Raw genomic sequence first — 23,838 nt, 5'->3', positions numbered from 1 at the left:
CAAACTCATTCAAGGACCGACATGAACCGCATCGCACCCAAGGCCCTGGCCAGCGCCGTGGCGCTGGCCGCCGCCTCCTCTCCCCTTGCCACCCTGGCACTGGCCCAGGAGAGCACACGGCTGGACAACATCGTGGTCACCGCCGCCGGCTTCGAGCAGGCGATGGCCGAGGCCCCGGCCAGCATCTCGGTGATCAGCCGCGAGGAGCTGGAGGAGAGGCGGGTCACCAGCATCGCCGACGCCCTGCGCGACGTGGAGGGGGTCGACGTGGGTGGCCAGGTAGGCAAGACCGGCGGGCGCAACATCAGCATCCGCGGCATGCCCAGCGACTACACCCTGATCCTGATCGATGGCCGCCGCCAGAACACCGCCGGCAGCGTCACGCCCAACGGCTTCGGCGAGACCTCCACCAGCTTCATGCCACCGGTCTCGGCCATCGAGCGCATCGAAGTCATCCGCGGGCCGATGTCGACCCTCTACGGCTCCGATGCCATGGGTGGGGTGATCAATATCATCACCCGCAAGGTGGGCGACGAGTGGAGCGGCTCGGTGCAGGCGGAAGGCACCTTCAACGAGCACGACGAATTCGGCGACAGCCGCGAGACCAGCCTCTATGCCAGCGGTCCGCTGGTCGAGGAGACCCTGGGCCTGCAGGTGCGCGGCCGCTTCCATGAGCGCGATACCTCGCGCCTCACCTACACCGAGGCGGATGGCACCGAGGTGCCGGTCAGCCAGCGCGGGCCTAGCCCCGTGGAGGGCGATATCTACAGCCTGGGCGCCAAGCTCACCCTCACCCCGCATCAGGATCACGAGCTGTGGCTCGACGGCGAGACCAGCCGCCAACGCTTCAATAACGATGACTGCCAGCTGGGCACCCTGGACGGGCGCACCCGTAGCTGCGACCCCGACCCGGGCGTGGCCAATGGCTACAGCGACGAGCTGCGCTTCGAGCGTGACCAGGTCGCCATCGGGCATACCGGGCGCTTCGCCGCCGGTACCTGGGAATCCAGCCTGATGCATAACACCACCGAGACGGTGGGGCGCACCATCCCCGGCACCCTCGGGCAAGCCTATGCCGGCTTCCCCGGCATCGTGGGCGGCGATGCCCGCGAGCTCGAGACCACCAACAGCGTGCTCGACAGCAAGTTCGTGATGCCACTGGGCGATCATATGACGACGGTCGGCGGCCAGTGGATGGATTCCGAGCTCACCGATGGGCTGGCCACTGATGAGTTCTCCCAGACCACCTGGGCGCTGTTCGCCGAGGACGAGTGGTGGCTGGCCGAGGACTGGGCGCTGACCCTGGGCGGCCGCTACGACCACCACGACGCCTTCGGCAGCCAGTTCAGCCCGCGCGGCTATCTGGTGTGGAGCGCCAGCGACGACTGGACCCTGAAAGGCGGCATCAGTCGCGGCTACAAGACGCCGTCGCTCAATGACCTGCACGACGGCGTCAACGGCGTGACCGGCCAGGGCACCATCCTGACCATCGGCAACCCGGACCTGCAGCCGGAAAAGAGCACCAGCAGCGAGCTCGCCGCCCTGTACGACGACGGCGAGGGCTTCATGGCCAGCGCCACGCTGTTCCACAACCGCTTCGACGACAAGATCGCCGCCGGACCGGACATTATCGTCAGCGGCGATCCGGGTATCCCGGACGGCACCTACGCCCAGGACATCAATATCGATGAGGCCGAGACCCAGGGCATCGAACTCGCCACCCGCATCCAGCTCTCGCAGCGCGTCAACCTGAGCGCCAACTACACCTGGACCGACAGCGAGCAGAAGAGCGGCGCACAGAAGGGTGAGCCGCTGACCGACACCCCGGAGCACGCCGTCAACGCCACCCTGCGCTGGCAGGCTACCGACCGGCTCGGCACCTGGCTCTCCGGCGAGTACCGCAGCGAGCGCTACCGTGACCGTGAGCGAGTGCGTGGTGCCGCCTCCTACGACGACCTGGGCGATTTCGAGTCCTACGCCCTGTTCCACCTGGGCGGCAGCTACCGGGTCACCAACGCCTTTACGGTCAGCGCCACCATCCAGAACCTGTTCGACAAGGACTTCGTCGACTACCGCACCTACGACGGCGGTGCGGAATACGGTAACGTCTACGCCAACAGCGAAGAGGGTCGCCGCCTCTGGCTCTCCGCCCGTTACACGTTCTAGGCCGCAGGCACTGGCATACGCCCCTGGCCCCGACTGATGTCGGGGCCTTTGCATGCCAACGACGGCTCAGAGTTGCCCCTCATGGCCCCCATTCAGGACAATACCCGCCCTACCCACAGCTCAGGGACGACCGCATGCTCGCCGAACTCTTCGCCGTGATGGCCCCGGTGCTCACCGGCGCCGGCCTGGGCTATCTCTGGATCCGCCTGGGTCAGCCCTATCCGGTGGAGTTCGTCACCCGGCTGGTCTTCAATATCGGCACCCCGGCGCTGATCATCGCCTCGCTGGCCAATGCCGAGATCGAGGCCGGCAACGTCGGCCGCACCATGCTGGCCGCGGCCCTGGTGATCATGGCCATGGCCGCGGCTACCCCGCTGATGGCGCGCCTGCTGGGCAAGGAGTGGCGGGTGGTGCTGGCCCCCATGATGTATCCCAATACCGGCAACATGGGCCTGCCGGTAGTGCTCTACGCCTTCGGCAGTGCCGGCTTCGCCTATGGCATCACGGTGATGGTCACCGTGTCGCTGTTCCAGTTCACCGTGGGCTCGGTGATGGCCAGCCGGGACAACCCGCTGCGCACCCTGGTGCGCACCCCCACGGTCTACGCCATTGTCATCTCGCTTACGCTGCTGCTCACCGATACCGCCCTGCCCCTGTGGCTTGCCAACAGCGTCGACCTGATCTCGGGTTTCACCGTGCCGCTGATGCTGATCACCCTGGGCGTGTCGCTGGCCAGCATCCAGGTCAAGAGCCTCACGTCCGGCGTCGGCTTCAGCCTGCTGCGCATTCCGGTGGCGGCGGCCCTGGCCTGGAGCATCGGGGCCCTGCTCGGCCTGCCGGCCATGGCCCAGGGCATCCTGGTGCTGCAGATGAGCATGCCGGTGGCGGTGTTCAACTATCTATTCGCTCAGAAGGCGCGGCGCGAGCCGGAGTATGTCGCCAGCCTGGTGTTCTGCTCGACCCTGCTCTCGCTGCTCTACTTGCCGCTGCTGCTGGCCTGGCTGATGTAGCCCGAGTTCCGGCCGATGCTCGCGTGGCGATCTATGCTGGAGGGGAGGTACCCGACACGTCCCACCAAGGAGATCGACCATGCCGTCCACGCTGCCTGGAGTGACCAGCGTCCTGCTGCTCGGCGTCCTGGGCCTGGGAGGGCTGCTTTCGGCCAGCCTTGCCCTGGATAACCAAGCCCAGGCCGCCGAGACCCTCATCGAGCGCCTGGAGAGCGACCATAACGCCCTGCGCCTGGAGCGCATCGCCACGGGGCTCGAGCACCCCTGGTCGGTGGCCTTCCTGCCCGGTGGCGACATGCTGGTCAGCGAACGCCCGGGACGCCTGGCGCGCATCGATGGGGCGGGCGACATCACCCGCCTCGACGGCGTGCCCGAGGTGAGCACCAGGGGCCAGGGTGGCCTGCTCGATCTCGCCCTGCATCCCCGATTCGAGGGCGGTGAAGGCGAACACGACTGGCTCTACTTCACCTGGAGCCAGCCCGGCAACGGCGGCAGCGCCACCACCCTCTCCCGCGCCCGCCTGGCCGACGACACCCTGACAGACGTCGAGACGCTGTTCGTGCAGGACCGCTTCTCCGCCCCCGGTCGCCACTACGGCTCGCGGCTGGCCTGGCTGCCCGACGGCACCCTGCTGATGAGCATCGGCGATCGCGGCCGCGACCCGTCCCGCGCCCAGGACGGTGGCGACCATGCCGGCAGCGTGCTGCGCCTGACCGACAGTGGCGGCGTGCCCGGAGACAACCCCTTCGTGGACGACCCGGCGGTGCTCGACGAGCTCTACACCCTGGGCAACCGCAACCCCCAGGGGCTCAGCGTGGCGACGGATGGCAGCGCCTGGTCCACCGAGCACGGCCCGCGCACCGGCGACGAGCTCAACCGGCTGGTGGCCGGCGAGAACTACGGCTGGCCGGTGGTCAGCCGCGGCAACGACTACGCCACCAACCAGCCCATCGGCCGCGACAGCGCCCCGGGCATGCGCGACCCCGTGCATGTCTTCGCGGGACGCTTCGCCCCCTCGGGTCTGGCCGAGGTCACCGGGGAGACCTTCCCCGCCTGGCAGGGCCACCTGCTGGCCGGCGGCCTGGCCAGCGAGCGGCTGGTTCGCCTGGCCCTGGACGGCGACGACGTGGTCGAACGGGAGGTGATCCTCGAGGGCGAGATCGGCCGCATCCGCGACGTCCGCCAGGGCCGAGACGGCGCCCTCTACCTGCTCGAGGACTCCGCCCATGGCGCGCTCTATCGGCTGACGCCGGTGGCTCCCTAGCGTAGCCTGGCCCTCCCCTGACCTTCCCCGCCCCTGCCCTGCTGCTGTTTCGCCTGGCGTTAACGCCGGGCTTTTAATTTGAATGATCATTCAAAAAACCGTAGGGTAGGGAGCCTTTCGCAACCGTCAACGCTTCCGCATGCCAATCTGAGCGGCGCCGGCACACTGCATTCTGTGCCTGTCGCGTTACGCCAGGGGCTGACAAGAAGGCAATCCTATGAACGAGAACCGAAACGTCAAGATTCGGGTTCGCAACCTGAGCAAGGTCTTCGGCAGCCATCCGAAGAAGGGGCTCGAACTGCGTGACCAGGGCCTCACTCGCGCCGAGATCCACGACAAGACCGGCCAGACGCTGGGCCTCTCCCACATCGATTTCGATGTCTACGAGGGCGAGCTGCTGGTCATCATGGGGCTCTCCGGCTCCGGCAAGTCGACCCTGATCCGCTGCCTCAACCGGCTGATCGAGCCCACCGAGGGCGAGATCATCATCGACGACGAGGACATCCCCAAGCTGGATGACAAGGCGCTGCTCGAGTGCCGCCGCCGTCACTTCTCGATGGTGTTCCAGAACTTCGCGCTGTTCCCCCACCGCACGGTGCAGCAGAACGCCGAGTTCGGCCTGGAAATCCGCGGCGTGGACAAGGCCGAGCGCGCCGAGATCGCCCGCAAGGCGCTCAAGCAGGTTGGCCTGGATGGCTGGGAGGACTCCTACCCCAACCAGCTCTCTGGCGGCATGCAGCAGCGCGTGGGCCTGGCCCGGGCGCTGGCCAACGACGCCACCGTGCTGCTGATGGACGAGGCCTTCTCGGCGCTGGATCCGCTGATCCGCGGCGACATGCAGCAGGAGCTGCAGGAGCTGCAGAGCCGCATGCAGAAGACCACGGTGTTCATCACCCACGACCTCGACGAGGCGCTCAACATCGCCGACCGCATCATCCTGCTCAAGGATGGCGAGATCGTGCAGATCGGCACCCCGGAGCAGATCCTGACCCACCCCGCCGACGACTATGTGAAGCGCTTCGTGGAAGGCGTGGACATGTCCAAGATCCTCACCGCCGAGCACGCCATGCGCAAGGTGCGGGCCATCGCCCGCGAGGACGACGGCCCGCGAACCACCCTGCGCAAGATGAGTGAGAACAACCTCGACTCCATCTACGTGACCCGCCGCGACCGGACCCTGCAGGGGCTGCTGGAGGTCGATGCCGCCGAGCGGGCGGCCAAGCAGGGTGCCGACACCATCCGCGAGTTCATGACCCAGGACTTCCGCAAGGTGGGCCCCCAGGAGCCGCTGCACAACCTCTTCGCCATGTTCAGCGAGAAGGGCTTCCCCATCGCCGTGGTCGATGACAGCGAGCGGCTGCTCGGCGTGGTGGTCAAGGGCGCCGTGCTCGACCAGCTGGCCCAGGCCGCCGACCCCGAGGCGACCGTTACCGACACCGACACCGCAGCGGCAGGAGGCGCATGATGGCTATCGAGATTCCCAGCATCCCCCTCGGCGACTGGATCGAAGGCGGCCTCGAGTGGCTGACCAGCGAATACTCCATCGTCACTCGCGCCATCTCCCGGGTGACCCAGACCGGCATCGACGGCCTCAACGACGCCCTGATGTGGCTACCCGAATGGGGCCTGCTGGCGATCATCGTCGGCCTCTGCTGGTGGGTGGCGAACCTGCGGCTCGGCATCGGTGCCGCCGCGGGCCTGGCGCTGATCTGGAACCTGGGCCTGTGGGAGCCGATGATCGAGACCCTCACCCTGGTGGTGATCGCCACCCTGGTGGCGGTGGTGATCGCCCTCCCGGTGGGCATCGCCGCGGCGCTCTCCGAGCGGCTCTACCGCATGATCATGCCGGTGCTCGACTTCATGCAGACCATGCCGGCCTTCGTCTACCTGATCCCGGCGATTCCCTTCTTCGGCATCGGCTCGGTGTCGGCGATCTTCGCCACGGTGATCTTCTCCATGCCGCCGGCGATCCGCTTCACCACCCTCGGCATCCGCCAGGTGCCCGGTGAGCTGATCGAGGCCGCCGACGCCTACGGCGCCACCCGCCGCCAGAAGCTGTTCAAGGTGCAGCTGCCGCTCTCCCTGCCCACGGTGATGGCGGGCATCAACCAGACCATCATGCTGGCCCTCTCCATGGTGGTGATCGCCGCCATGATCGGCGCCGACGGGCTGGGCAGCGAAGTATGGCGCGCCATCCAGCGCCTGCGTCCGGGCGACGGCTTCGAGGCCGGCATCGCCGTGGTGATCCTGGCCATGCTGCTCGACCGCCTGACGCAGTCGCTGCGCAAGCAGCGCAAGTCGTAAGCCAGCCTTGAAAAACACTTCCATGATCTTCATGGTGGAATGTTGAACACTCAGAGAAGGGGTACACGATGAAGAAGCACCCGCTGAACCGTCGCATCCGTCTCGCCGGCCTGGCACTCGCCACCGGCGCCGCCCTCACCGCCGGCGCCGCCCAGGCCCAGGACAAGGGCAGCGTGCATCTGGCCTACGTGGAATGGTCCTCGGAAGTTGCCTCCACCAACGTGATGCGCGCCGTGCTCGAGCAGGCCGGTTATGAGGTGGAGATGACCTCGCTCTCCGCCGCCGCCATGTGGCAGGCCGTGGCCAGCGGCGATGCCGACGGCATCGTCGCCGCCTGGCTGCCCACCACCCACGCCGACTACCTCGAGCGCGTGGGGGATGAGGTCGTGGATCTCGGTCCCAACCTGGACGGCACCAAGCTCGGCCTGGTGGTTCCGGCCTATACCGAGGTCGACTCCATTGCCGAGCTGGACGCCAATGCCGATGCCTTCGACGGCAAGATCACCGGCATCGATCCGGGCGCCGGCATCATGGGGCTGACCGAGGAAGTCGTCGATGCCTACGAGCTCGAGGAGATGGACATCCAGAGCGGCAGCGGTGCCACCATGACCGCCGCGCTCCAGAGCGCCATCAACAACGAGCAGGACATCGTCGTCACCGGCTGGACACCGCACTGGATGTTCGCGCGCTGGGACCTCAAGTATCTCGAGGACCCGAAGAACGTCTACGGCGGCGCCGAACAGATCCATACCATCGTGCGCCAGGGCCTCGAGGAGGAGATGCCGGAGGCCTATGCCATCCTGGATGCCTTCGAGTGGACTCCCGAGGACATGGGCGAGGTCATGCTCATGAACCAGGAAGATGACAGCGACCCCTACGAGAACGCCAAGCAGTGGGTCGAGGAGAACCCGGAGCAGGTGCAGGAGTGGCTCGACGCCGCCTCCTGATCGGGCCTTTCGCGGCACCGGTCGCACGCAACGAGGGAGCCACGAGTGGCTCCCTCGTTGCGTGTTGTGCGTCGCACGGCGTGCCACGACGCGAGACGAATTCGGCAGCCCCCGCTCGATGGTGTACAATTCACGTACAAGTGCTGGCGTGCGTTGAAATACTGTCGCCCGATAGCGTCTAGGCTTGCCAGTACCCCCTTACTTGATCAGGACGCCAGAGGCGTGCTGCACCAGGGTACGTCTCGCTGATCGCCACCACTGATCACCACCCCAGGAGATGTCGCAATGTATCGCAAGATCATGGTACCGGTTGACCTGGCCCACCTACGGGTCATCGAGCCGGCCCTGGAGACAGTCGCCGACCTGGCCAAGCACTATGATGCCGAGGTTTGCTATGTGGGCATCACCGCCAACACCCCGGGCAGTGTCGCCCGCACGCCGGAGGAGTTCACCCAGAAGCTGGAGGCCTTCGCCCAGAAGCGCGCCGAGGTGCATGGCCAGCCGGTCAGCACCCACACCATCGTCAGCCCCGACCCCATCGCCGACCTCGACGACGACCTGATCGAGGCCATCGACAAGGTGGGCGCCGACTTGGTGGTGATGCCGACTCACCCGCCCAAGCATCTGGACGTGATCATGCCGTCCCATGGAGGCAAGGTGGCGACGCACACCACGGCCTCGGTGTTCCTGGTGCGCCCGGGTGCCGGCGACTAGCCGCTTCGCCACAAGCTGCACAAATCGATAACCGCAAGGGAGACGTCTCGTGGCCAATCAGACCAACGACGACAAGCCCCAGGAGCCTCAGCAGGGCTCCGAGGGGATTCCGGCCCCGGAGGGGGCAGCTAACCTGATCGACACGGACTATGTGATCGGCCAGGACAACATCACCGCCTCACCGATGGGGATCGATGTGGACCTGCACGGCAAGGTCTTCATCTTCTCCTCCATCGTGATCCTGCTGTTCGTGATCCTGACGCTGGCATTGCAGGATCAGATGGAACCGATCTTCAATGCCACCTTCACCTTCCTGACCACCAAGCTGAGCTGGGTGTTCCTGCTCGGTGCCAACGTCTTCGTGATACTCGCGCTGGTGCTGATCTTCACCCCCATGGGCAAGGTGCGCATCGGCGGCGCCAACGCCACGCCGGACTTCGGCTACGCCGGCTGGTTCGCGATGCTGTTCGCCGCCGGCATGGGCATCGGCCTGATGTTCTACGGTGTGTCGGAACCGCTGGGCCATTACGGTACCGCCATGGGCGGCATCACCATGGGCGAGGACGGCCTGCGCACCGACTGGGCGCCGCTGGGCGGTGCCGAGGGTGACCAGCAAGCTGCCATCTCGCTGGGTATGGCCGCGACCATCTTCCACTGGGGCCTGCACCCCTGGGGCGCCTACGCCATCGTGGGCCTGTCGCTGGCAATCTTCGCCTTCAACAAGGGCCTGCCGCTGACCATGCGCTCGATCTTCTACCCGATCCTGGGTGAGCGCATCTGGGGCTGGCCGGGGCATGTGATCGACATCCTGGCGGTATTTGCCACGCTGTTCGGCCTGACGACCTCGCTGGGGCTGGGGGCGACCCAGGCGGCGGGTGGCCTCAACTACCTGTTCGGCATCCCCGCCGGCAACACCACCCTGGTGCTGCTGATCCTGGGCATCACCATCGTCGCCCTGGGCTCGATCATGCTCGGCGTCGACAAGGGCGTGCAGCGCCTGTCACAGCTCAACATGGGCCTGGCCCTGCTGCTGCTGGTGTTCGTGATCGCCGTGGGCCCGACCCTGATGATCGCCACCGGTGTGCTCGAGAACCTGCTTGGCTATGTGAAGAACCTGCCGGCGCTCTCGATGCCCTTCGGGCGTGAAGATGCCAACTTCAGCCAGGGCTGGACGGCCTTCTACTGGGCCTGGTGGATTGCCTGGTCACCCTTCGTCGGCATGTTCATCGCCCGGGTCAGCCGTGGCCGCACCGTGCGCGAGTTCCTGATCGCCGTGCTGGTGGTGCCCACGCTCGCCTCGGTGGTGTGGATGACCGCCTTCGGTACCACCGCCATCGACCAGGTGGTCAGCTCCGGCATCACCGAGGTGCAGGACGCCGCCCTGGAGCTGCAGCTGTTCACCATGCTGGAGTACCTGCCGCTGACCGCCATCACCTCCTTCGTCGGCATCGTGCTGGTGATCGTGTTCTTCGTCACCTCCTCGGACTCCGGTTCGCTGGTGATCGACTCCATCACCGCCGGCGGCAAGGTCGATGCACCCAAGCCGCAGCGCATCTTCTGGGCACTGATCGAGGGCGCACTGGCCATCGCACTGCTACTGGGGGGTGGCCTCGCCGCGCTGCAGACGGCGGCGCTGACTACCGGCCTGCCCTTCACCATTGTGCTGCTGGTGGGCTGCTACGCCATCGTCAAGGGACTGATGAGCGAACCCAAGGCCAAGTGACCGGCCCCAAGTGACTGGCTGATAGACGGCGGCTCGCGACGAGCCGCCGTCAAGACGCAACGAGGCGGCCTTCGGGCCGCCTCGTTGCGTTATGTTTCAGCCCAGGAGTGGCGGTGCTCAGCTCCATAGCTCACTCACCGGAGTCTCGGCGGAGAAGCGGCTGGCCACCTGAGCCTGCAGCAACTCGGCGGTGGCCAGGGCATCGATCAGGGCGTGATGGCCCTGGTAGGGTGGCAGGCCATAGCGCTCACGGCTGGCATTGAGGCGAATGGACACCGGCGGACGCCCCAGCCAGCGCCGCAGGCGCGCCCACGGCGACTGGCGATGCAGCCGCGCTTCCAGCGACATGGTGTCGATCACCGGGAACAGCAGCTCCTCCCCCAGCCGAGTCTGGACGGCCGCGTCGATGAAGCCGCGCTCGATATGGCGATAATGCACCACCGCCAGGCGCCCCTTGAGCACTCCCAGCACCTCGGGCAGCACCTCGGCCAGGTCCGGGGCGTTCGCCACCTCGTCATGGGTGATGTGGTGAAACGTCACCGAGGTGGCGGTGAGTTCACGGTAGGGCTTGAGCACCCAGTAACGCGCCTCGCGCAGCGGAATGCGCGACAGGCTGAAGGGCACCACGCCGATGCTGACGATGGCGTGGCGACGCGGGTCGAGGCCGGTGGTCTCGATGTCCAGGGCCACCAGCGGCGCCTCGCCGATGGGCGTGTCGGCGGCCGGGCAGCCGGCGGCGAAGTAGTCCGCCAGCAGCGCATGCCCAACCCGACCGGCACGGTCGACCAGGTACGCCGGCCAACCCGGTGGTGCCTGGTGCGTACGTCTCACCACCCTAGCGCCTCCGCCGCTGGGCGGCGAGTGGCAGCGGATAGCGGAACTTGAGGAACTTCTGGGCGTTGCTCAGCACCTGGAAGGCGTCCTTCAGGGTGTGGCGCTCGCTGTCGCTGATGTTCTCCGGCTCGATATTGTTGTCCGGCGCCCGCTCGTGCTGGATATCGATCACCTGGTGGTGGATCCGTGCCATGGTCAGGAACTCCAGCGCATGGCGCAGCTTGGCGCTGACGCCCTGGGCCAGTAGCTGGGTGTGGTCGATATCGTCGAGCCGCGCGAAGCTGTTCTGGGCCCGGGAGCCACAGGCCAGGGCATGCACGCGGATCAGGTCGGTGAGTGGCGCGGTGCCGCGTCGCTTGAGGTTGATGGAGTTGTTCTGCTTGCCGTCCTTCTCCATCACGAAGGTGCGGAAGAAGCCCAGCGGCGGGGTGCGATTGAGCGCATTGCGGGCCATGGCGGCCAGGAACAGCCGACTCTGGGGGGCCTGGGTCGCGATCAGGTCCTGGAGCTGTTCTACGTAGCGATTCTCGCCGAACACCGCGTCCAGGTCGAAGAAGATCGAGCTGTGCAGCAGGCGCTCCGGCGTGGGATCACGGATCCACTCCTCGAAATAGCCCTTCCACACCGCCAGCGGCTGCCGCCAGCGGGGGTTGGTGGCCATGATATCGCCCGTGCAGTAGCTATAGCCGCAGGCATCCAGGCCGTCGCAGACCCGCGTGGCCAGTGCCTTGAAGTAGGCGTCGTGGCGCTCGGGGTCGAAGTCGTCCGAGAGCACCAGGGCGTTGTCCTGGTCGGTGATCAGGGTCTGCTCGTTGCGCGCCATGGAGCCCATGGCCATGAAGCAGTAGGCCACCGGCGGCGGCCCCAGCTCCTCCTCGGCCAGTTCCAGCAGCCGGCGCGTGAAGCTGCGCCCGATGGTGGAGAGCGCGCTGCCGATCATGCGCGAGTCGGCACCATCCTCGACCATGCGCACGAAGGCGGCGCGCACGTCCGGCGCCAGCTTGGCCAGCCCCTCGGCCGAGGACTGGCTGAAGATGTTGCTGACCAGGTAGAGGCTGGAGTGGGTCTCGTAGCGGATGATATCGGAGAGGTGGACGATGCCCACCGGGCTGCGGCGATGCATCACCGGCAGGTGGTGGATGTTATTGCGCAGCATGGTGAGCATCGCCTCGTGCACCGACTCGTCGGACTGGATCGCCACCAGGCGATCGCCCACCACCTCGCCGATGGGGGTCTCGGGGGGACGCCCCTGGGCCACCGTGCGGCGGAAGTCGCTGTCGGTGAGGATGCCAACGACCTGCCAGGCATTCTCCTCGCTGTCGCGGAAGGTGTAGCGGGGGTTGTCGCCCGGCGCATCCAGCACCAGCACCGCCGAGGCGCCGGAGTCGGTGATCTGGCCGGCCGCCGCCTGCAGCGTGGTGCGCGCCTCCAGCATCAGCGGGTAGCGGGTGAGCAGCTTGCGCACCCGAGTGATCATCATGTCGTTCTGCTGTTGCTGCAGCTCCGCCGCGCTCTCGAGACGCGGGCGTTCCACCTCGACGAAGGCGGCGAAGTGCTCATCCTCTTCACACAGGCGCTGGAAGATGGCGTCGGGGATGAAGTAGATCAGCGAGTCTTCCAGGGTGCGGATGGGGAAGCGCACCTTGTGGTTACGCAGCAGGCTGAAGTGGCCGAAGATCTCGCCCTCACCGCGACGATCGTAGAGCTCTCCATTGCGGCGCCTCACCTCCACCGCGCCGCTGCGCACATAGCCGAGGGCATCGATCTCCTGGTCGGCCACGTAGATATCGCTCTCGGCGCGATAGTAGGCCACTTCCACCTGGCCGGCGATCTCGTCGAGCCGCTCGTCGGAGAGGGCATCGAAGGGCGGGAAGCGCCCCATATGCTGGCGAATCTCCAGCCATTCCACTTCCATGCGTGCTCTCCCGTCACCGGTCATTTGCGCCAAGTCTGGAAGCTTGCCGGGGCCCTGTAAAGCGCGTTCTTGCAGCCGCCATGCTCATACGAGAACGGCCACCCCGGAGGGTGGCCGCGAATGCCGATGGGAGTCGGCGACGGGTCAGAAGCGGCTTACGACTGGGCCATCTCCTGGACACGCTGCATCAGCTCGGGATCCTGCTGGATGGCCTGGCCGATGGCGTTGAAGGTATCCACGTCGAGACCGCTGTCCTCGACCACCTTGACCATCTCCTCGTTGGCCTCCAGGCGCACCTCCTGCTGAGCCTCCTCGCCCTCGGCACCCTGCAGGCGCTCGGTGTACTCCTGGGACAGCACGGCGATCTCCTTGGAGGCATCGGCGAACTGCTGGAGCTGGGCATCAGAGAAGTCCTGGGCCGGGGCGGCGGCCTGGGGCTGCTCGGCCGCATTGGCTGCGGAGTCCTCCTGGGCGTGTGCGGTGGCCGACATCAGGCCTACGCTGAGCAGGGCGGCGGAGAACAGGGCAGTCATGCGTTTCATGGATACCTCCAGGGATTTGCATTGTGTGTGTGCCCCCCTGTGACGACCCGCGCCCGGGGGAGTTCAGTTCGTTTTGTGTTGGAATGTAACGAGGGCGCCCGTAGGCGCCCTCTTCCCTGCCGCGAATGCCCTTAGCCGTAGGCCAGGTTGGGCAGCCAGGTGACCAGCGCCGGGAACAGGATGACCAGCAGCAGCCCCAGCGCCTGGATCCCCAGGAAGGGGAAGGAGGAGCGGAAGATCTGCGCCATGGTGATATGCGGCGGGCACACCCCCTTGATATAGAAGAGCGCGTAGCCGAACGGCGGGCTAAGGAAGGACATCTGCATGTTGACCAGGTAGATGACGCCGAACCACAGCGAGACATCCGAGGGATCCACCCCGGGCAGGCCGAACACGCCATCGAAGGTGAGCCCCTTGATCAGCGGCACGAAGATCGGCACCGCCAGCAGCAGGATGCCCACCCAGTCCAGGAACATGCCCAGCGCCACCAACAGCACCATCATCAGCGCCAGCACCGCATAGGGGCCGAGGCCCGCGCCGGAGATCAGCTCCTGCACGAAGGTCTGGCCACCCTGCAGGATGTAGAAGCCGACGAAGATGCTGGCACCGAAGATGATCCACATCACCATCGCCGAGGCGACCAGGGTGGTCATGCAGGCGGCATGCAGGTTGGGCCAGGTCAGGCGCCTGTGCATCGCGGCCACCACCAGGGCGCCGAAGGTGCCGATGCCGGCCGCCTCCACCGGCGTGGCGATGCCGGTGAAGATGATGCCCAGCACCAGCACCACCAGCACGATGGGCGCCAGCATGTTGCGCAGCAGGCGCAGCTTCTCCTTCATGTCGACGCGGTCCTCGACCGGCATCGGCGGCGCCACCTTGACGTTCAGGGTGCCGCGCAGCCAGCAGTAGAAGCCGTACATGAAGGCCAGCAGCAGGCCGGGCAGCAGCGACCCGAGGTAGAGCTCGCCCACCGACTGCTGGGCGATGACGCCGTAGATGATGGCCAGGATCGAGGGCGGAATCAGGATGCCCAGGGTGCCGCCGGCCATGATCGAGCCGATGGCGATCTCCGGGTCGTAGTGGCGCTTGAGCATCGCCGGCAGGGCGATCAGGCCCATGGTCACCACCGCGGCGCCGATCACGCCGACCATGGCGGCCAGCAGCGTGGAGGCGATGACGGTGGCAATGGCCAGGCCCGCCTTGAGGCCGCCCATCCACTTGTAGACGACGTCGAACAGCTCCTCGATGATCCCAGCCTTCTCCAGCACCGAGGCCATGAAGATGAACAGCGGGATGGCCGAGAGCTGGTAGTTGGTCATCATCGGGAAGATGCGCGACGGCATCAGGTTGAGCATGTTTTGGTCGCCCACCAGGTAGAGGAAGGCCACGCCCAGGCCGCCGGTGACGAAGGCCAGCGGCAGGCCCGCCACCAGCACCACCATCAGGGTGCCGAACATCACCAGGGTCAGGCCGCCGATACCCACCCCGCTCAGGATGTTCTCGAGACTGCCCGCCAGGCTCTCGTAGTCGGTAACGGCGATATTGACCATCTCGAACAGGGTCCACGCCGCCAGCACCACGCCGAGGGCCACCAGCAGGTTGGGGAAGCCATGTCCCCGCGCTTCCCGTGCACGATGGTGGCGGAACGCCTGGACATCGCGGATCAGCTGGGCGATGCCTTGCAACAGCAGCAGCAGCGCGCCGAAGAACAGCATGAACTTCACCGGGTAGTATTGCACCGCCCATTCGGTGAAGGAGACCTCGTTGGCGTAGCTCGAGCCGAAGAACAGGCTGTCGCTCACCGACTGGGAGAAGAACTTCCAACCGGTCACCAGCAGGGCCAGGGTGAAGATGAAGAAGAACACCGAGGTCAGCAGATCCAGGGCCGCCCGGGTCAGCGGCCGGGCACGCTGGTAGAGGATGTCGACGCGCACATGGCCGCCCTCGCGCAGGGCGAAGGCACCGGCCATCAGGTACTGCATGCCGAACATCAGGGTCATCGACTCGTGGGCCCAGTTGGTCGGCGAGTTGAAGGCGTAGCGCATCAGCACTTCGTAGGCGAACACGAAGGGCGCGACCAGCGACCAGTAGGCCACGTAGCGGCCGAAGAAGCCGGACACGCGGTCGATGACCAGGGTGAACAGGTTGCCGGGGGGCTGGAAGCCGACCTCGACCTCCTCGCCGGCGGGTACCTCGGCGATCTCGCCGCCGTCGATGCTGCCGCCGCGCCGGAAGCTGCGATCGACGAAGAACATGACGGCCAGAGGCAGGAAAATCAGCACCGACCAGTAGAGCCAGTGGGGCAGAATGAAGTTGATCTCGAAATTCATGGAAACTCCTCCGCGATGCCATCACCTCCCGGCGATGGCGACGGATCAGCGAGCCGACGGGATGCGGGATTGAGAGTTATGCCCTAGGCAAACCGGGTGCTGCGGCCAGCGGCACACAACACCCGGTAGGGTCGAGCAGGCGGGTCAGGCGTTGAGTTCGTAGTCCTTGATGTCTTCCGGCGTGATCAGCGCCACCGCGGGATCCATCATGGTGTCGAGGTGCGCCTTGAAGAGCCGCGCGGCATCCGCGTCCTTGTTGGCCCACTTGAACCACAGCGGGATGGCGACCTCGCGGAAGCGAGTGGCGTCCTCCTCGGAGAGGTGGATGATCTCGACGCCCTTCTCGCGATACTTGGGCCAGGCCTCGGCGTTGGCCTTCTGGATCGCCGCATAGTGCTCGCGGGAGTAGCCAGCCACCAGGTCGTGCATCAGGTCCTGGGTCTGGGAGGACATGCGCTCGTAGACGCGACGGTTGACGGCGATATCCATGAGGTCGACGGACTGGTGCAGGCAGGGCGTGGAGGGCGGGCCCATGATGATGTAGTCGGCCACCTGCCAGAAGCCCAGCTCGTAGTTGACCGCGGCACCGGTGAAGTCGGCGGCATCGATGGTGCCCTTCTCCAGCGCCGGATAGACCTCGGAGCCCGGCAGCAGGGTGGTACGCGCGCCCATGGCGGCGAAGGTCTCGGCGACGATGCCGCCCGGCATGCGGATCTTGACGCCATCGAAGTCATCGAAGCTGCGCAGCGGCACCTTGGAGTGGATCAGGTTGAGGTCGTGGTGGACATAGCCCAGCAGCTCCTGGCCCTGCTTGCGGTAGAGGTCCTTGGCGATATCGAAGCCGCCGTAGGCACCGAACATCATGTCCCACTGGTGGGGCAGCGAGAGGCCCATGGGGAAGGCGGTGAGGAAGACACCGGCCGGCATCTTGCCGGGCCAGTAGACGGTGAACCAGTTCTGGCCGTCGAGCACGCCGTTGCGCACGGCGTCGGCCACCTCGAAGGCCCCGGCCACGGCGCCGGCGGGAAAAGGCTCGATGCTCACCTCGCCGCTGGTCGCCTCGACGACGCCCTTGGCCCAGGCCTCGAAGGTGCGGTAACCCACGGTGCCCGGCTGCCACGAGGACTGCATGCGGATGCGGATGCCCTCCTGGGCCTGGACGTTGCCGATCCAGGGCGCCGCCACGGCGGCGGCGGAACCGACCGCGGCGGCCTTGAGGAAGCGGCGGCGGGCGGGCTCGCGACGAGCGGGGGACTCGTCGCCGGGGGACGTGATGATGCGTGACGGCTGCTTGTCGTCTTGCATGACATGAACTCCAGATGGCGGTGGTCGGCTCCCCTCGGGATGGCGACCGGATCTTGTTGTTGTCTTCCCTGGGTCGGTTAGCCGTCCTCGGGCAGCTATGCGGCCTGAAACGGCTGGGTGCTCGACTCCATCGAGCACGGCACATGGGGCACCACGGGGCGCTTCCCCTGAGAAAGTTAGCGAAAAGCCCGCGCCCGGCCAACGCGCCGATTCAACGGACGCCTTGCCGCCAGCGCCATACCAATCTGCCATTTTGGTCGACAAGGGCATGTAAATATTGGGGAAAAACTGGTCTTACCAGTTATCCAATCGATCCTGACTCTACGACCAAAGCACGAGCACGGCCGGGCCACCCGACACCCCCGGGCCCGCCGAAACCGGCGGCGGACGGTTGGCAAGACGGCCCGCCTGTGGCCATGATGCGGGCTTTGCCTCGCAAGGATGCCCCCATGACCACGCTCGCCTCCCACCGACTCTGGCTCGCCGCCATGCCGCTGCTGTTCGTGGCGCTGTGGAGCACCGGCTTCATCGGCGCCAAGTTCGGCCTTCCCTACGCCGAGCCGTTCACCTTCCTGTTCATCCGCTTCGCCCTGACCCTGGCGCTGCTGGTCCCCCTGGCCCACTGGCTCTCCGGCGAGTGGCCCAGGAGTCCCGCGCTGTGGGGCCATATCGCCGTCTCCGGCCTGCTGGTGCACGGTGCCTACCTGGGCGGGGTGTTCTACGGCATCTATCTGGGCATGCCGGCGGGGCTCGCCTCACTGCTGGTGGGACTGCAGCCGCTGCTGACCGCAGGGCTGGCCGGGCCGCTGCTCGGCGAGCGGCTGGCGCGGCGTCAGTGGCTGGGGCTGGGGCTGGGACTGGCCGGGGTGGTGCTGGTGCTGGGTGGCAAGCTCGATCCGGGGGCGAGCCTCTTCCAGGGCTTCGGCCTGGGGGCCCTGGGCGCGGTGATGGTGGCACTGCTGGGCATCTCCGGCGGCACGCTCTACCAGAAGCGCAACTGCACCGGGATGCCGCTGCTCTCCGGCACCGTGGTGCAGTACCTGGCCGCGGCCGCGGCGCTGGGACTCGGCGCGCTGCTGTTCGAGGGCCGCGAGGTCGAATGGTCTGCCACCTTCGCCATGACCCTCGGTTGGCTGGTGCTGGTGCTCTCGATCAGCGCCATCCTGCTGCTGATGGCGCTGATCAGGCGCGGCGAGGCCTCGCGAGTGGCGAGCCTCTTCTACCTGGTGCCGCCGGTCACCGCCCTGCAGGCATGGTGGCTGTTCGACGAGGCGTTGCCGCCGATCTCGCTCGCCGGCATGGCCATCGCCATCGCCGGCGTGGTGCTGGTGGTCAGGACGCCGCCGGCGACAGCCGACAGGCCGCGTACTTGAACTCCGGGATCTTGCCGAAGGGGTCCAGCGCCGGGTTGGTCAGCAGGTTGGCCGCCGCCTCCACGAAGGCGAAGGGCACGAACACCATGCCCTCGGGCATGCGCGGATCAACACGCGCGACCAGGGTGATGGTGCCGCGCCGGGTGGCGATGGTGATCGGCTCCCCCGGCGCCACGCCCAGGCGCCCCAGTTCCGCCGGTGCCAGGCTGGCCGCGGCCTCCGGCTCCAGGTCGTCGAGGACCCGGCTGCGACGAGTCATGGCGCCGGTGTGCCAGTGCTCCAGCAGACGCCCGGTGGTCAATACCGTCGGGTAGTCGGCATCCACCGGCTCATCCGGCGGCAGCGGCCGGGTGGGCGAGAACTTCGCCCTGCCCCCGGCACGCGGGAAGGCATCGGAGAACACCACATCCGCGCCCGGCGCATCCTCGGCGGGGCAGGGATAGGTCACCGAGCCCTCGCGCTCCAGACGCTCCCAGGAGATATGGTCCAGGGAGTGCATGCCGCGTTTCATCTCGACGAACACCTCCCGCGGGTGGGCGTAGTCCCAGGCCAGGCCGAAGCGCCGGGCGATCTCCTGGATGATCCACCAGTCGGGCCTCGCCTCCCCCGGCGGTGCCACGGCGGCGCGCCCCAGCTGTACCTGGCGGTTGGTATTGGTCACCGTGCCCTCCTTCTCCGGCCAGGCAGTGGCCGGCAGGATGACGTCGGCGAACTGGGCCGTCTCGGTGACGAACAGGTCCTGCACCACCAGGTGCTCCAGGGCGGCGAGCGCCGCTCGAGCGTGATGGAGGTCCGGGTCGGACATCGCCGGGTTCTCGCCGAGGATATACATCCCCTTGATGGTCCCCGCCACGATGGCATCCATGATCTCAACCACGGTGAGCCCCGGCTCGGGGTCGAGCTCGGCACTCCACAGCTCCTCGAAGGCGGCGCGCAGCTGGGCATCCCCCACCGGCTGGTAATCGGGCAGCACCATGGGGATCAGGCCCGCATCCGAGGCGCCCTGGACGTTGTTCTGGCCGCGCAGCGGGTGCAGGCCGGTGCCGGGGCGCCCGGTGTGGCCGCAGGCCAGCGCCAGCGAGATCAGGCAACGGGCGTTATCGGTGCCGTGGACGTGCTGGGAGATGCCCATGCCCCAGAAGATCATCGCCCGCTCGGCGGTGGCGTAGGCCCGGGCGATCTCGCGGATGGCCTCCGAGGCGAGGCCGCACAGGCCGCTCATCGCCTCGGGGGTCATGTCCGCCACGCTGGTCTTGAGTGCCGCGAAGCCTTCGGTGTGGGCGTCGATATAGGCCGGGTCATACAGCTCCTCGGCCACGATGACGTTAAGCATGGCGTTGTAGAGCGCCACGTCGCCGCCTGGCGAGAAGCGCACGCTGCGCCAGGCGTAGGCGTCCAGCGCCTGGCCGCGGGGGTCGAGGATGATCAGCTTGGTGCCGTTCCTGGCCGCCTGCTTGAAGTAGGTGGCCGCCACCGGGTGGTTCACCGCCGGGTTGCAGCCGGTAAGGATCACCACGTCGGCCTCGAGCGCCTGCATGAAGGAGGCCGTGACCGCCCCGGAGCCCAGGCACTCCATCAGCGCCGCCACGGAGCTGGCGTGACATAGCCGGGTGCAGTGGTCGACATGGTTGCTGCCGAAGCCCGTGCGCACCAGCTTCTGGAACAGCCAGGCCTCCTCGTTGGAGCACTTGGCGCTGCCGAAGCCGGCCAGGGCATCGGGGCCGTGCGCCGCCTTGAGCCCCGTGAGCCCCTTCGCGGCGAGATCCAGCGCCTCCTCCCAGCTCGCTTCAAAGAAGTGGCTGAGCGGCCGGGCCGGATCGAAGTCGGGATCCAGCTGCTTGGGGATTCCCTCGCGGCGGATCAGCGGTCGGGTCAGCCGCGCCGGATGGCTGGGATAGTCGAAGCCGAAGCGCCCCTTGACGCACAGCCGGCCCTGGTTGGAAGGCCCATTCCGCCCCTCCACGAAGAGAATGCGCCCTGATACCGGGGCTGATCCGGCGACAGGCGACTCATCCTTGACATGGTAGGTGAGCTGGCAGCCCACGCCGCAGTAGGGGCAGATGGAGTCGACCCGGCGGTCGGCCACCGCGGAGTCGCCACGACCCGCGGCGTCGATCAGGGTGGCGGGCATCAGCGCCCCGGTGGGACAGGCCTGGACGCACTCGCCACAGGCCACACAGGTGCTCTCGCCCATGGGGTCGTCGAAGTCGAAGACCACCTTGGTCGCCGCGCCGCGGTGGGCCAGGCCGATGACGTCGTTGCCCTGCACCTCGCGGCAGGCGCGCACGCAGAGGCCGCAGGCGATGCAGGCATCCAGGTTGACGTTCATCGCCGAATGGGTGGCGTCATGGCCATCGGCGTGGGGCAGGGAATCCGCCCGTGCCGCGACATGGTGCACCGTGGGGCCCTCGCGCTCGGCCCGGGAAGGCAGGCGCTTTCGCACCGCGCCGGCGTCGATGGCCAGCCGGTCAGCCATGGCCCAGAGGTGGCTGGCACGGTCGGGACTCGCCTCGCGCTCGGGTTGGTCGGCCAGCAGCAGCGCCAGCACCTCCTCCCGGGCCTCCCGGGCGCGGGCGGAGTCGGCACTCTTCACCACCATGCCGGGGGCCGCCTCGCGGATGCAGCTGGCGGCGAGCACCCGCTCGCCCTCGACCTCCACCATGCAGGCGCGGCAGTTGCCGTCGGCGCGGTAGCCGGGGGCATCCTTGAAGCAGAGGTGGGGAATGGTCTCGCCAGAGCGCCGGGCCACCTGCCAGAGGGTCTCGCCGGGACGGGCGCTGACCTCGACGCCGTCGAGGGTCAGGGTGAAGCTGTCGTTGCTGCTGGAGTCACTCATCTCGACCTCCCTACCCTTTCACGATGAGGTGCCGGGCTTCGAGTTCGCCGCGGAAATCCCGCAGCAGGCTCGTCACCGGATTGGGGGCCGCCTGGCCCAGGCCGCAGATGGAGGCGTCCGCCATCACCCGGGCGAGCCGCTCCAGTTGCTCGACATCCCAGGCGTCGCGCTCGAGCAGGGCGAGCATCTTCTCGCTGCCCACCCTACAGGGCGTGCACTGGCCGCAGGACTCGTCGGCGAAGAAGGCCAGCAGGTTGGTGGCCACGGCGCGCAGGTCATCCCGGTCGGAGAGCACGATGATCGCCGCCGAGCCGATGAAGCAGCCGTGTTCCTGCAGGGTATCGAAGTCCAGTGGGATATCTGCCTTGCTGGCGGGGAGGATGCCACCGGAGGCACCGCCGGGCAGGTAGCCGACGAGGCGATGCCCCTCGGCCATGCCGCCGCAGTACTCCTCGATCAGCTCGGCGAGGGTGATCCCCGCCGGGGCCAGGTGCACCCCGGGCCGGGCGACGCGACCGGAGACCGAGAAGCTGCGCAGCCCCTTTCGGCCGTGGCGCCCCTGGCCGGCGAACCAGTCGGCGCCCTGCTCGTGGATCCGCGGGATCCAATAGACGGTCTCGACGTTGTTGACCAGGGTCGGGCGGCCGAAGAGTCCCTGCTGGGCCACGAAGGGTGGGCGGTGGCGCGGCTTGCCGGGCTTGCCCTCCAGGGACTCGATCAGCGCCGACTCCTCGCCGCAGATATAGGCGCCGGCGCCGCGACGCAGCACGATATAGCCAGGCTCGACGATCCCCGCCGACTCGAGTTCGGCGATCGCCTCGGTGAGCACCCGATGCAGCCCCGGGTACTCGTCGCGGAGGTAGAGATAGAGGGCGCCGGCCTCCACCGCCCAGGCGCTGACCAGGGCGCCCTCCAGGAAACGGTGCGGCTCACGCTCGAGGTAATGGCGATCCTTGAAGGTGCCGGGCTCGCCCTCGTCGGCATTGATCACCGCATAGCGAGGGCCGGGCTCGGCGCGCACCGCCTGCCACTTCTTGAAGGTGGGAAAGCCCGCCCCGCCCAGGCCACGCAGGCCGGCACGTTCCAGCGCTTCCATCAGGGCCTCGATGCTCACCCGGCCGGCCCGGCAGGCATCGAGCAGCCGGAAGCCGCCCGCCGCGCGGTAGTCGGCCAGGCACTGCCAGAGGATCGCCTCGGGATGGAAGTGACCGGTATCTACCACCGCCTCGACCCCCTCGGGGGTGGCGTAGAGCACGTGATGGTGACCCACCTCGGCCACCGGGGCGCTGTCACAGCGCCCCATGCAGGGGGCGCGTATCAGCCGCACCGCCTCCGGGTCGAAGCCCGCCGCCAGCCGCTCCCGCAGGGCCTCGGCGCCGGCCAGCTGGCAGGAGAGGGAGTCGCAGACCCGCACGGTGACCTCCGGCGGCGCGGCCTCGCCATCGTGGACCACATCGAAGTGGGCATAGAAGGTGGCGGTTTCAAAGACGGCCGCCATGGGCAGGTTCATATAGCTGGCCAGCGCCCGCAGCTGGGCCATGGCCAGGTGCCCATGGGCGTCCTGGAGGGCGTGCAGGTGTTCGATCAGTAGGTCGCGACGCTGGAGTTGCGGGTCGCGGCGCTCGTCGCCGAGCAGGGCACGCAGCCCGGCCAGCGCCAGCGGCGCCAGTTCCCGGCCGCGGGATCCGCCGCGGCGGCGAGGCTTGGGTTGGGGGCTCTGCACGGTCATGGCTTCCTCGTTGTTGTCGTGGTGTGCCGCTCAGAACTTCTGCAGATAGGCGACGCCTCCCAGGTTGCTCATCTGCCGGCGGATCCAGGCGCTGCGCTGGACCACCCCGGGAGAGGGCCGCGCGGCATTGCGGCCCCGCGGGTCGGGCAGGATCGCCGCCAGCCGGCTGGCCTGCGCCGCACTGAGACGGGCGGCGGAGACGCCGAAGTAGTGCTGCGCCGCGGCCTCCAGGCCGAACACCCCGGTGTCCCACTCGGCGATATTGAGGTAGACCTCGAGGATGCGCTGCTTGGGCCACAGGGCCTCGATCAGCAGGGTGAACCAGGCCTCGAGGCCCTTGCGTACCCAACTGCGCCCGCTCCAAAGGAACAGGTTCTTGGCGGTCTGCTGGCTGAGGGTGCTGGCCCCGCGCAGCCGGCCGCCGTTACGGCTCGCCTCCCAGGCGCGACGCATCTCCACCAGATCGAAGCCGTGATGCTCCAGGAAGCGCTGGTCCTCGGCGGCGATCACCGCCAGCTTGGCGTGGTCGGAGAGCTCGCCCCAGGGTCGCCAGCGATGCTGGATATCGAGGGGCTCGCGGGCCACCCAGGCGTGTACCTTGCGCTCGACCATCACCATGGAGCCGAACACCGGCGCCTGGCGGAACAGCAGCACCAGCAGTACCGAAAGCACCACGAAACCCAGCGCCGCCCGCCATAGCCAGCCCCATAGCCGCTGCCTCCACCTGGCGATCATCGCCGACCTCGTCGCATGCGTCTCTCCCCTGGTCCCGGGCCCCGGCTACCGGGCCCGCTGGTCATCTGCGGCCAGTATAGGGCCCCGGGCGCCTCACGGGGAGGCGCCACG

The 23,838-nt window shown here is 67.6% G+C and carries 17 protein-coding genes; 9 read left to right on the top strand and 8 right to left on the bottom strand.

The window, feature by feature from the left end; all coding sequences use genetic code 11:
* Positions 1-21: 21 nt before the first annotated feature.
* The 8 genes from RAN53_RS04085 to RAN53_RS04050 all read left to right on the top strand — a co-directional run bounded on the left by RAN53_RS04085 (position 22) and on the right by RAN53_RS04050 (position 10,128).
* The gene (locus RAN53_RS04085; RefSeq protein ID WP_305795540.1) at positions 22-2,166 is read left to right on the top strand and encodes a TonB-dependent receptor domain-containing protein; all 2,145 of its coding nucleotides are present in this window, start codon (positions 22-24) and stop codon (positions 2,164-2,166) included.
* A gap of 134 nt (positions 2,167-2,300) precedes the next feature.
* On the top strand, positions 2,301-3,176 hold the full coding sequence (locus tag RAN53_RS04080) for an AEC family transporter (RefSeq protein ID WP_305795539.1): 876 nt from the start codon (positions 2,301-2,303) through the stop codon (positions 3,174-3,176).
* 79 nt (positions 3,177-3,255) lie between these two features.
* Entirely contained in the window at positions 3,256-4,440 is a 1,185-nt protein-coding gene (locus RAN53_RS04075) for a PQQ-dependent sugar dehydrogenase (protein ID WP_305795538.1), read from the top strand.
* A gap of 217 nt (positions 4,441-4,657) precedes the next feature.
* Positions 4,658-5,905, top strand: a complete 1,248-nt coding sequence (locus tag RAN53_RS04070) for a quaternary amine ABC transporter ATP-binding protein (protein WP_305795537.1) — start codon at positions 4,658-4,660, stop codon at positions 5,903-5,905.
* A gap of 5 nt (positions 5,906-5,910) precedes the next feature.
* Positions 5,911-6,744, top strand: a complete 834-nt coding sequence (locus RAN53_RS04065) for an ABC transporter permease (protein WP_305795756.1) — start codon at positions 5,911-5,913, stop codon at positions 6,742-6,744.
* Between the two features lie 68 nt (positions 6,745-6,812).
* Positions 6,813-7,691, top strand: coding sequence for a glycine betaine ABC transporter substrate-binding protein (locus RAN53_RS04060; RefSeq protein WP_305795536.1), 879 nt, complete (start codon positions 6,813-6,815; stop codon positions 7,689-7,691).
* A 285-nt stretch (positions 7,692-7,976) separates the two neighbouring features.
* Positions 7,977-8,405, top strand: a complete 429-nt coding sequence (locus tag RAN53_RS04055) for a universal stress protein (protein WP_305795535.1) — start codon at positions 7,977-7,979, stop codon at positions 8,403-8,405.
* A gap of 49 nt (positions 8,406-8,454) precedes the next feature.
* Positions 8,455-10,128 (top strand): BCCT family transporter, encoded by a 1,674-nt coding sequence (locus RAN53_RS04050; RefSeq protein WP_305795534.1) that lies wholly within the window; start codon positions 8,455-8,457, stop codon positions 10,126-10,128.
* A gap of 117 nt (positions 10,129-10,245) precedes the next feature.
* Here RAN53_RS04050 and RAN53_RS04045 read toward each other — a convergent pair whose 3' ends face one another.
* From RAN53_RS04045 to dctP, 5 genes are all read right to left on the bottom strand, one after another.
* Positions 10,246-10,962, bottom strand: coding sequence for a 3'-5' exonuclease (locus RAN53_RS04045; RefSeq protein ID WP_305795533.1), 717 nt, complete (start codon positions 10,960-10,962; stop codon positions 10,246-10,248).
* A 1-nt stretch (position 10,963) separates the two neighbouring features.
* On the bottom strand, positions 10,964-12,877 hold the full coding sequence (locus RAN53_RS04040; protein ID WP_305795532.1) for a DUF294 nucleotidyltransferase-like domain-containing protein: 1,914 nt from the start codon (positions 12,875-12,877) through the stop codon (positions 10,964-10,966).
* A 155-nt stretch (positions 12,878-13,032) separates the two neighbouring features.
* Positions 13,033-13,419: a DUF4168 domain-containing protein gene (locus RAN53_RS04035; protein WP_305795531.1), complete on the bottom strand. Its 387-nt coding sequence runs from the start codon at positions 13,417-13,419 to the stop codon at positions 13,033-13,035.
* Between the two features lie 131 nt (positions 13,420-13,550).
* Positions 13,551-15,749 carry a TRAP transporter large permease subunit gene (locus tag RAN53_RS04030; protein WP_305795530.1) on the bottom strand — a complete coding sequence of 733 codons (2,199 nt, stop codon included), beginning with the start codon at positions 15,747-15,749 and terminating at the stop codon, positions 13,551-13,553.
* A gap of 144 nt (positions 15,750-15,893) precedes the next feature.
* On the bottom strand, positions 15,894-17,054 hold the full coding sequence (gene dctP, locus RAN53_RS04025) for a TRAP transporter substrate-binding protein DctP (RefSeq protein ID WP_305795529.1): 1,161 nt from the start codon (positions 17,052-17,054) through the stop codon (positions 15,894-15,896).
* A gap of 449 nt (positions 17,055-17,503) precedes the next feature.
* Here dctP and RAN53_RS04020 point away from each other — a divergent pair, with 449 nt between their 5' ends.
* Positions 17,504-18,427 (top strand): DMT family transporter, encoded by a 924-nt coding sequence (locus RAN53_RS04020; protein WP_305795528.1) that lies wholly within the window; start codon positions 17,504-17,506, stop codon positions 18,425-18,427.
* Here RAN53_RS04020 and fdhF read toward each other — a convergent pair.
* Genes fdhF through mtgA form a run of 3 tightly spaced genes read right to left on the bottom strand, consistent with a single transcriptional unit; the run spans position 18,387 to position 23,727 of the window.
* A complete protein-coding gene (gene fdhF, locus RAN53_RS04015; protein ID WP_305795527.1) occupies positions 18,387-21,263 on the bottom strand; it encodes a formate dehydrogenase subunit alpha in 2,877 nt (958 codons plus the stop codon). The two genes, RAN53_RS04020 and fdhF, sit on opposite strands and share 41 nt — an antisense overlap.
* A 10-nt stretch (positions 21,264-21,273) precedes the next feature.
* Entirely contained in the window at positions 21,274-22,992 is a 1,719-nt protein-coding gene (locus RAN53_RS04010) for an NADH-ubiquinone oxidoreductase-F iron-sulfur binding region domain-containing protein (protein WP_305795526.1), read from the bottom strand.
* Positions 22,993-23,022: 30 nt separating this feature from the next.
* Complete coding sequence (mtgA, locus tag RAN53_RS04005; RefSeq protein WP_305795525.1) at positions 23,023-23,727, bottom strand: monofunctional biosynthetic peptidoglycan transglycosylase; 705 nt, start codon at positions 23,725-23,727, stop codon at positions 23,023-23,025.
* Positions 23,728-23,838: the final 111 nt, after the last annotated feature.

The organism is Halomonas sp. SSL-5, assembly GCF_030708455.1.
In the GTDB taxonomy this organism is placed as follows: domain Bacteria; phylum Pseudomonadota; class Gammaproteobacteria; order Pseudomonadales; family Halomonadaceae; genus Halomonas.
This window is presented reverse-complemented; position numbering and strand designations above follow the sequence as displayed.

Excerpts from the sequence above, each read along its gene's own strand:
- RAN53_RS04085 (WP_305795540.1), top strand. The coding sequence starts at position 22 with ATGAACCGCATCGCACCCAAGGCCCTGGCCAGCGCCGTGGCGCTGGCC.
- RAN53_RS04080 (WP_305795539.1), top strand. The coding sequence starts at position 2,301 with ATGCTCGCCGAACTCTTCGCCGTGATGGCCCCGGTGCTCACCGGCGCC.
- RAN53_RS04075 (WP_305795538.1), top strand. The coding sequence starts at position 3,256 with ATGCCGTCCACGCTGCCTGGAGTGACCAGCGTCCTGCTGCTCGGCGTC.
- RAN53_RS04070 (WP_305795537.1), top strand. The coding sequence starts at position 4,658 with ATGAACGAGAACCGAAACGTCAAGATTCGGGTTCGCAACCTGAGCAAG.
- RAN53_RS04060 (WP_305795536.1), top strand. The coding sequence starts at position 6,813 with ATGAAGAAGCACCCGCTGAACCGTCGCATCCGTCTCGCCGGCCTGGCA.
- RAN53_RS04055 (WP_305795535.1), top strand. The coding sequence starts at position 7,977 with ATGTATCGCAAGATCATGGTACCGGTTGACCTGGCCCACCTACGGGTC.
- RAN53_RS04040 (WP_305795532.1), bottom strand. The coding sequence starts at position 12,877 with ATGGAAGTGGAATGGCTGGAGATTCGCCAGCATATGGGGCGCTTCCCG.
- RAN53_RS04035 (WP_305795531.1), bottom strand. The coding sequence starts at position 13,419 with ATGAAACGCATGACTGCCCTGTTCTCCGCCGCCCTGCTCAGCGTAGGC.
- RAN53_RS04030 (WP_305795530.1), bottom strand. The coding sequence starts at position 15,749 with ATGAATTTCGAGATCAACTTCATTCTGCCCCACTGGCTCTACTGGTCG.
- dctP (WP_305795529.1), bottom strand. The coding sequence starts at position 17,054 with ATGCAAGACGACAAGCAGCCGTCACGCATCATCACGTCCCCCGGCGAC.
- RAN53_RS04020 (WP_305795528.1), top strand. The coding sequence starts at position 17,504 with ATGACCACGCTCGCCTCCCACCGACTCTGGCTCGCCGCCATGCCGCTG.
- fdhF (WP_305795527.1), bottom strand. The coding sequence starts at position 21,263 with ATGAGTGACTCCAGCAGCAACGACAGCTTCACCCTGACCCTCGACGGC.
- RAN53_RS04010 (WP_305795526.1), bottom strand. The coding sequence starts at position 22,992 with ATGACCGTGCAGAGCCCCCAACCCAAGCCTCGCCGCCGCGGCGGATCC.
- mtgA (WP_305795525.1), bottom strand. The coding sequence starts at position 23,727 with ATGATCGCCAGGTGGAGGCAGCGGCTATGGGGCTGGCTATGGCGGGCG.